This window comes from Sedimentibacter sp. (assembly GCF_033447055.1).
In the GTDB taxonomy this organism is placed as follows: Bacteria; Bacillota; Clostridia; order Tissierellales; family Sedimentibacteraceae; genus Sedimentibacter.
The window spans coordinates 1-8,973 of the sequence record NZ_JAWQJF010000147.1 but is presented as its reverse complement, the minus strand read 5'-3'; the positions used below and the strand labels follow the sequence as shown (position 1 = coordinate 8,973).

At 29.5% G+C, this 8,973-nt stretch carries 8 protein-coding genes and 1 pseudogene; 5 read left to right on the top strand and 4 right to left on the bottom strand.

Features of this window, described 5'->3' with window-relative positions:
* The 4 genes from SA378_RS10195 to SA378_RS10180 all read left to right on the top strand — a co-directional run.
* On the top strand, nucleotides 1-1,259 hold a 1,259-nt coding region (locus SA378_RS10195; protein WP_318525882.1), incomplete at its 5' end, for a glycoside hydrolase family 26 protein.
* 15 nt (nucleotides 1,260-1,274) lie between these two features.
* A complete protein-coding gene (locus tag SA378_RS10190) occupies nucleotides 1,275-1,967 on the top strand; it encodes a response regulator transcription factor (protein ID WP_318525881.1) in 693 nt (230 codons plus the stop codon).
* Nucleotides 1,939-4,032: a HAMP domain-containing sensor histidine kinase gene (locus tag SA378_RS10185; protein WP_318525880.1), complete on the top strand. Its 2,094-nt coding sequence runs from the start codon at nucleotides 1,939-1,941 to the stop codon at nucleotides 4,030-4,032. Before SA378_RS10190 ends, SA378_RS10185 begins: the two co-directional genes overlap by 29 nt.
* Nucleotides 4,033-4,258: 226 nt before the next feature.
* The gene (locus tag SA378_RS10180) at nucleotides 4,259-5,218 is read left to right on the top strand and encodes a tyrosine-type recombinase/integrase (RefSeq protein ID WP_318525879.1); all 960 of its coding nucleotides are present in this window, start codon (nucleotides 4,259-4,261) and stop codon (nucleotides 5,216-5,218) included.
* A gap of 54 nt (nucleotides 5,219-5,272) precedes the next feature.
* Here the strand turns inward: SA378_RS10180 and SA378_RS10175 are convergent, their stop codons facing one another.
* Together SA378_RS10175 and SA378_RS10170 are read right to left on the bottom strand one after the other, a co-directional pair.
* Complete coding sequence (locus SA378_RS10175; RefSeq protein WP_318525878.1) at nucleotides 5,273-5,938, bottom strand: hypothetical protein; 666 nt, start codon at nucleotides 5,936-5,938, stop codon at nucleotides 5,273-5,275.
* Nucleotides 5,939-6,242: 304 nt separating this feature from the next.
* A complete protein-coding gene (locus SA378_RS10170) occupies nucleotides 6,243-6,593 on the bottom strand; it encodes a DUF1878 domain-containing protein (protein WP_318525877.1) in 351 nt (116 codons plus the stop codon).
* A gap of 232 nt (nucleotides 6,594-6,825) precedes the next feature.
* Between SA378_RS10170 and SA378_RS10165 the strand changes: the two genes are divergently transcribed.
* Nucleotides 6,826-7,440 carry a recombinase family protein gene (locus SA378_RS10165; protein ID WP_318525876.1) on the top strand — a complete coding sequence of 205 codons (615 nt, stop codon included), beginning with the start codon at nucleotides 6,826-6,828 and terminating at the stop codon, nucleotides 7,438-7,440.
* A gap of 46 nt (nucleotides 7,441-7,486) precedes the next feature.
* Here the strand turns inward: SA378_RS10165 and SA378_RS10160 are convergent, their stop codons facing one another.
* Nucleotides 7,487-8,524, bottom strand: a complete 1,038-nt coding sequence (locus SA378_RS10160; protein ID WP_318525875.1) for a restriction endonuclease subunit S — start codon at nucleotides 8,522-8,524, stop codon at nucleotides 7,487-7,489.
* Nucleotides 8,511-8,973, bottom strand: a pseudogene (locus tag SA378_RS10155) (SAM-dependent DNA methyltransferase); the annotation flags it as partial. The pseudogene SA378_RS10155 and the gene SA378_RS10160, both read right to left, overlap by 14 nt.

Below are 8,973 nucleotides of genomic sequence, written 5' to 3'. Positions count from 1 at the left end.
CATTAAATTCAAGTTCAACATATTTAAATTATGGAAACAGAGGAATATTGAGAAATCCAGAATTTAAAATTACGCATGAATACGATTATAAATTCAACGGACTTAACGGGCACATTGTTTTGTATGAAAGAAAAAAACTTTCAATTGATAAGACAGACCGCAATTATTATGCAACCATTACTTTTCAAAGATCGTCAAAAGAATTAATAACAGTATTTATCAAATCATCTCAGCCAATATACATTGAATACATAATGCCAAGCTTTAAGTTAACAGAAAAGTCAGGAACAATGAAAGCTGACGCTGTATTTGCACCTGTACAGAAGAACTTTGATATAAAAACACAGGAATTCTACGATAAATATTTTGTAAACAATGAAAAAGTGGATTTTGGTATATTTGAACCAACATTTCCTCCTTATTCATACAAACTCATACAATTAGAACAAAAAATGAATTATAATTTTCCTGTGATTTTAATGTACAATAATTTTTCATTGCCATACAAAACTGATTACATGAACAAGGCAAAAGAACTCGGGAAAGTAGTTGAATACACGTTGTATGCCACAGATATTGTAAATGGAAAAGAAAAAGATATAACATTAGAAATATTAGAAGGTAAATATGATGATTATTTAGACGATTTGGCACGGAATTTCAATGAATTTGATTGTCCTGTACTGTTCAGATTAAACAATGAAATGAACGGAGAATGGGTTTTGTATTCATCTCACAAGGTAGGAAGAGATACAGATTTATTTATTGCGAGCTGGAGGTACATATATGACAAATTTAAAGAACAAGGCGTTGATAATTTAATATATGTTTGGAATCCAAATGAACTGTCATTCCCGGATTTTTCATACAACAATTATATGTGCTATTACCCGGGAAATGAATATGTGGATGTTGTGGGACTTACAGCATACAACACGGGAAATTACTACAGGGGTGAAAAATGGAGAAGTTTCTCAGAGGCATACGACCATTTCTATTATGATTATGTAGCAAGGTTCAAGCATCCTATGATGATCACTGAATTCAGCTGTGCTGAAGCAGGAGGAAACAAGAGCCTCTGGCATGAAAATATGTTTAATATCATTGTTAACTATGACAGAATAAAACTTGCAGTTCTTTGGAATGGACAAGATTACGATACATCAAAACCAGAAAAGACAGTTTCAAGGAATTACAAAATCGATTTAGAAGAACAAGTAGTTGATTCCATAAGAAACGGTCTTCAAAACTTCAAATAAATACAGGAGGACAATATGAATATTTTAGTGTGCGATGATGATATAGAAATTGTAGAAGCTATAGAAGTTTATTTAAAAAATGAGGGATATAATATATTAAAATGCTATTCAGGTCTTGAAGCTGTAGAAACTGTAGAAAAAAATGACGTGCATTTAGTAATAATGGATATAATGATGCCTGTAATGGATGGCATTAAAGCTACTACAAAAATAAGGGAAATAAAAAATATACCGGTTATAATGGTTACAGCGAAATCAGAAGAATCAGACATAGTTTTCGGACTCAACATGGGAGCAGATGATTATATTACAAAGCCTTTCAACCCATTAGAACTTATTGCAAGAGTTAAATCTCAGCTCAGGCGGTACACGACTTTGGGAGGAGCTTTAGAACAGGACAAAAAAGATTATTACAAAACAGGAAATTTGTTTATAGATGATGAAAGAAAAGAAATAACTGTGGATGGAGAAATTGTCAAATTGACTCCCGTTGAATATAAAATACTTTTATTTCTTACAAAGAATAAAGGCAGAGTGTATTCAATTGATGATATTTATGAAGGCGTGTGGAATGAACCCTCTTTCAATCCTGAAAACACAGTTGCAGTACATATAAGAAGAATAAGAGAAAAAATTGAAATAGATCCGAAAAATCCAAAATACCTGAAGGTGGTGTGGGGTGTTGGTTACAAAGTGGAAGATATATAGCAGAAAAACAATCACAAAAATATCAGCCTTTTTATTGTTGATTGTATGCCTTTTAATCGGAGTATCTTCAGCTTTAAATATATTTTTAAATGTGCAGAATTATGAAAGTATAACTGAAAAAAGCTACATGAAAAGCAATACATTAAGTAATGAACTCAGGTATGCTGCAAACCGTTTGGAACATATTTTAAGGGTTTACAAAAGCGAAGAATATATAAGAGAAGGAAAGACCGTTAAAAACATTGATATTGAAGACAGTTGGCAGCTTACTAATTTATACAACAATTATCTTGTTGAAAAAGGATATGAAGACAACTCAGAATCAAAAAAACTTTTTTTGAATGAGAAAAGTCAGGAAATAGAAGAAATAAAAGAAACTATCAAAAAATCGCACTTGTCAAATTATGAACAGATAATCAATGATCTTAATAATCCGGAAGGTTTGATTTATTATGCAACTGATGGGTACAATGTCTGCACAAACACTGACAACGAAGATATCAACTATTATTCCATTAGAAATGCATACATTCTCATAGATGAAAACGGAATAATAGTGGAACCTGAAAATGGATACAGCAGTTACTCGGCATCATTAATTGATACATTTGAAGCAATAGAAGACGGAAACAACACAACTGCAATATATGCAGCAATAACTGGTGAGGGACTCGCAACCAGAGTAGACAGGTGGATTTTCGACAGGCATATTTTAATTACTAATTTAATCGTAATAGGGTTTTGCATATTAATAATAGCTGCATGTTTTATATATCTTGTGTATGTAACAGGAAGAATAACAGGCGATGAAGAGTTGCACATGGGGCGCTATGATAAAGTGTATTCAGATATAAGCTTAACTCTAATAATAGGAATAGTTGCTTTAGTAATAGTTGAATTTTACAATGTATTGAATATAAGATACACAAGTGAAAGTTTAATGAAACTTGCGATGATTTCTTCAGCTGCATCATTGTTTTCAATATTTTTATTAATTTTCTTGTCACTTACAAGACATATTAAAAATGGAACATTAATAAAACATTCACTCATTTATATAATATTGTCAAACACTGCAAATACAATAATTAAAATTGCAGAAGGCGGTCCTCTCATGTTCAAATCCGCATTAGGCATAATAGTTCTGATTGCAACATCCGTGTATTGTGCTAAAAATCCAGTTTTAATAATACCGTTGGCTATTCTTGCAGTTTATTATGTTTACTTAAAAGTAAAATCTTTTAAAACAATACAAGAAGGACTTCAATCAGCAAAAAAAGGTGATTATGACTTTAAAATACAATTAAATGGAAACGGTGAATTCAAACAACTTTCCGAAGACATTAACACCATAACAAGCGGATTAAAAATTGCAGTGCAAAATGAAGTTAAAAGTGAAAAATTAAAATCAGAAATCATAACAAACGTATCTCATGACATTAAAACACCGCTTACCTCAATAATATCATATGTGGATTTGCTGAAAAGAGAAGGACTTCATTCTCCAAACGCACCTAAGTATTTGGATGTATTGGACAGAAAATCCAGCAGACTTAAAACACTCACTGAAGATTTGTTTGAAGCTGCAAAAGCAACAAGCGGAAGCATTCAACCAAATTTTGAGAAAGTCCATGTCAACGCACTCGTTTCACAAATTTTAGGGGAGCTTGACGAGAAAATAGTAGAATCAAAATTAATATTTAAGGTAACAGCACAAAAAGATAAAATATATGCGATAGCAGACGGTAGGCTTTTTTCAAGAGTAATGGAAAACTTGATTTCAAATATTTTAAAATATGCACAGAAAGAATCGAGAGTTTATATAGATATTAATGAAACAGAAAAAGAAGTGTATGCATGCTTTAAAAATGTTTCTGCATACGAACTTAACATTCCTGTAGATGAGCTTATGGAAAGGTTCAAACGTGGAGATGAATCAAGAAGTTCAGAAGGAAGTGGCTTAGGGTTGGCTATAGCTAAAAGTCTGATGGAAATACAAAACGGAATATTGAAATTGAGTATCGACGGAGATTTATTCAAAGCAGAAATCAGACTGCCAAAATAAAAAAAATAAAAACAAATGAATAATAAAATAATTTTCGATAATAATATAAAAAAAGAAAAAGCGTCAATCTTTTAAATATAACGTCCCCCTTTATTTTAATCATACGCTTTTTCTTTTTTTTATGCAAGCGTTGAAAAATAGCGGAAATATTGAAATGAAGGCATTAGGGCATTTTAGAGTTTAGAATAAAGTAGGAATACCAAAAAAGGAGACTTTATTTTAGAAAATGAGTAGAATATCTATGCAAAAAACGATTAAAAAAGATGTAAAAATTTTAGAAGCATGGGAAGGTTATAAGGAAGAACTAAAGGTAAGAGGATTAAGTCAGTTTAGTATTATAACTAAAAATTCTGTATTCAAGGATTTCAATAAGTTTTACAATACTGAAACAACTAAAACATGCGAATTAAATGAAAAATTGGTTAATGGTTATATTTTATGGTTAATGGATAGAGGTAATAGAAACACTACTATTAACAGCAAAATGACCAATTTTAAACCCTTTCTGCATTGGTGCATGGAAAGAAATTATTGCAAGGAATTTAAAACTATGCATGTAAAAGAAGTGGATATAATAAAACCATCTTACAGTTTGGAGAATTTAGAGAAAATTCTAGAGAAACCAGAAATTAAAAAATGTACATTTGCGGAATATAGGAACTGGGTATTGTGTAATTACTTCCTTGCAACAGGGAACAGATTGAATTCCGTTGTAAATATAAAAATCAAAGATATTGATTTTGAAAACAACTTAGTCAAATTAACAGAAACAAAAAATAAAAAGGAACAGATAATCCCGATTACACCACAATTAAGTAATATACTAAAAGAATATTTAACTTATAGAAAAGGAGAGCCAGAAGATTATTTATTTGTTAATATAAATGGACAACCTCTCAAAAGAAACTCATGCCAACAGGCATTGATATATTACATAAAGAAACAGCGAGGAGTAGATGTCACTTCAATTCATGCTTTTAGAAGGACATATGCAACTATGTATGTTGAAAACGGAGGCAATTTATTTGCTCTACAACAGTTAATGGGACACAGTAAATTAGAAACTACACGAAAATATGTAAATCTATCAATAAAACAGCTACAGCAAAATTATAGCAAGTATAACCCTCTTGAAACTATATTGAACAAAAATAAAAAGGAACATATGACATTGAAAAGGAAGTAAACATAAAGATAGAGCCACCTTTAAAAACGAGGAGGCTCTATCTTTGTAATATTTCTATCTTATTTGACAATAATTAAGAATTTCCTTTTTTCTTTTTCTGTCTAATTCTCCTAAGTCTGTATCATTAGTATTTAGTAAATATGAGATATATTGTTTATGTGAAACGTTCATTTTATTATAGGAATATTCTTGTAATGGAATACTAAATGTCATAACAATATTTTTAATATTTTTAAATTCTTCCATACCGATTTCAGGTAATTCTTCCTTCTTGTATGGTACATTTAGTAAATTTATTGAAAATGATTTTTCAAGAATATCTTTCGAATTGGGTATTCTTCTTTTAAGTGAATCTACTACTAATAATTCTAACTTTTTAAAATATTCTTGGTCTATAGATTCTTTATCTATTATTTGTCCTAAAATATCTCCTTGGAATACTTTATCCAATTTTTTACTGAAATTATGAACTTCTGCTTTTACTGAACCTAAACTTAGTCCGAATTTGTCAGCTACATCTTGGTAAGTAATATCTGAGTTAAATACTTCTTTTACATGTTCTGGTGTAAAGTCTGTAAATCTTATTAACATATACAAGTCCCATAAAAATGGAATATATTGATTATCTATACCTTCAAATCTTAATCTAGTATCAAATGATTCATAATCGGTTGTGTAATCAATAATTTTTAGAAATCTTGTAATATTTCTTGTTTTCATGATTTATCCTCCTTTGTAATTGTTTTTTTGTCATACTTTAATAGTTTACAATATTTCCATAAATTGAACAAGCCTTTTCCTAAATAAATTGTTAATTATTTATAGTAATAAGTCTACAATTTTATTTTTAGTTCAAATTCTGTTCAAATTATTTAAAACTGTTCATCATAAAATCCGTTCAAAAGTATTCATTTAAGCTATAATATATGGGAAATTAAATCCTCTTGATACTATGTTGAGCAGTAATAAAAATGAACATATTTCAATGAAAATGAAAAATTGAGCTTAATCAGCTCTACTTAAATTAATTACTATATTTAGGAAAATCGCCATATAAAGCGGTAAATACTTCTTCCCATCTTCCTTCATTATAGAAACCTTTAACTATAGCTTCACACATATGATAATCACCTTCATGTTCACTATCGACAATTTCGTACATTTCTACTTCAAATGTATGATTATTAACATCTTCATTATTTGAAATTTTTTCCCTATAGTTGTCCATTAAATTCATTACTCTAGTGAATTCATTTTTAGTTAGACCATATTCAAAAATGATTCTATCTAAATCTAAATTATAAAAGTTTAATTCCTGTCGAAACTCAATAAAGTCTAATCTTTCCTCAATACTATCAAATTCTCTTTTGTGCATATTATTAACCCCCAAAAAATATTTTTTCTATATTATACCAAATTCAGAAGTGAAATACAATTTAAAACCGTTCATAAAAGTATACTTTCTGGACTACTTTTTAAAGGTTTAAAAAAGGTTAAAACTGCGTTCATAAAATATATAAAATAATTTGTGAACGTTCACATTTTGCTCTTGACTTTTCTGAACTGAGCGTTATAATTGCTCAAAAGGTTGAAAAGGAGCGGATTTTATGATTACAATGGGATATGCAAGAGTAAGCACTAAGGAACAAAATTTAGGGAGACAACTAGAAAAATTCAAGAAATTAAATATTGAAGAAAGATATATTTTTACTGATAAAATCTCTGGTGCTACATTTGAAAGAGAACAATACAAGCTGATGAAAAGCATGTTGAGGGAGGGAGATTTAATCTACATAGATGCATTAGACAGACTTGGAAGGACTTATGATGGTATTATTGCAGAGTGGAAAAACATTACGAGGGAAATTAGAGCAGATATTGTAATTCTAGAAAATGAAACTTTATTTGATAGTAGAAAATTTAAATCTATGGGAGATATGGGTAAACTCATGGAAGACCAATTCCTATCCCTTTTAAGCTATGTTGCTGAGCAAGAACGTCTAAAGATAAAACGTAGACAAGCGGAAGGTATAGCCCTTTGTAAACAGAACGGTATTCCTTTAGGCAGACCAAAAGCTGAGTATCCTTCAAATTTTGAAGATGTTTATAAAAAATGGAAGTCTGGAATCATAAAAGGTGTAGAAGCAATGAAACTGTTAGAACTAAAAAAGACAACCTTCTATTCACTAGTTAAGGAATATGAACAAAAATTAGTGGCTTAAATATTAAAAGAAGCTCTTTGAAATTAATCGAGGAGCTTCTTCTTTTTTACTTATTATAATTCAGATATTGATTATACTTTTTAAACATGAGGTTTTTTATGTATTGTTCCATGTATTCATAGTCTGGTTCATCTTTATGATTTATAGGTAATAATATGGTTTGCTTTTTAAGTCTTGTTGAATTAATTGTAAATGAATAACTGTATTTTGATTTCTGCTGTCTAAGGCAAGTTGAAATAAAAAATAAAATGTTTTCTGATAAATCCTTAATAGGTTTTAATACATTTACTTTAGTTCCTGTGTAAAATGGGTATTGCTGTACAAATGGCTGAGCTGTTTCATTCCCTATTGTAATAACTGGGTAGTTTTTTGTCATTTTAATTTCTTCATCTTCAATAAATCCATCTAAACCATTATTAGTTTCTTTCCTTGTTATGTATGGTGTTTCACCAGAGTTTTTATCTATTTTATTACCATCAATAGATGTTCCTATTTTAACAGTAAATAGTTCGCTGATACTAAATTCCTTCCATTCCTTAATTTCAAGGTTTTCAATTTCCTTAAATTTTAGGTTTTTCAATTTATTCTCTACAAACGTTAAATAATCAGCTCTTTTACTTTCTTCAAGTTCAATCATATAATCTTCCATGAACTGCCAATCTGGTTTGTTGTTTTTATCGATAGGTAACATTATGGTTTCTCTTGAAATCCTATTATCATTGATTTCCCTATTAAAATTGTATTTTTCAGAGAATCTGTTCGTCATTGTAGCAATGAATAGATAAATGTACTTATTCATTTTATCATTCTTTAAATGTGTAATGTGGTCACTTGCAATAAATTCAAATGGTTGATAAAAACTTGAACCGACACTCCCACTATTAGCAATACTTAAACAATCTGAAAATTTTCTTACATTCTTTTTATTAGATATGAAATTATCTACTCCGTTATTAAATGATGTTGATGAAACATAAGGAATAGTTCCATTTATTTGTTTTGATTTTGTTAATCTCTTTCCTCTTTGTATTTGAAGAAATATATCTGTTAAAAAGAATTCTTTCCATTCCCTAGTATTTAACATTATTATCTTCACCTGCCAGTTCATCTAAATATACTATGTTAGGTGTTTCAGTATATTTTTTTGAATCAGTAAACAGATATTCCCTGTTCTGCATTATCATTGAAAATTCAAAGGATAGATAATCTCCTATGGTTTTTTCAAAATCAGTATCTTCTGGAATATCATCATTGAAATAATAAAAACTGTGTAGCCATTCATCCGTTGGTTCAATAGTGGTTTTTACGCAAAATTTTGTTTCTGTTTCTATCCTGTCAAACCAAACATCTAATAAATGTTGTTTCTTATCTTTAGCTGATTCTGTTTCTAATAATCCGATATGTGCATTTACCTCATATCCATCATTTCTAAAGTCTATGAACTTACATATCTTATCTTTTGGATGAGATTGATGTGCTGTAAAAACAGCAATACAAGGCATTACTCCACTTCCATAAAAAGTATCTTTTTTT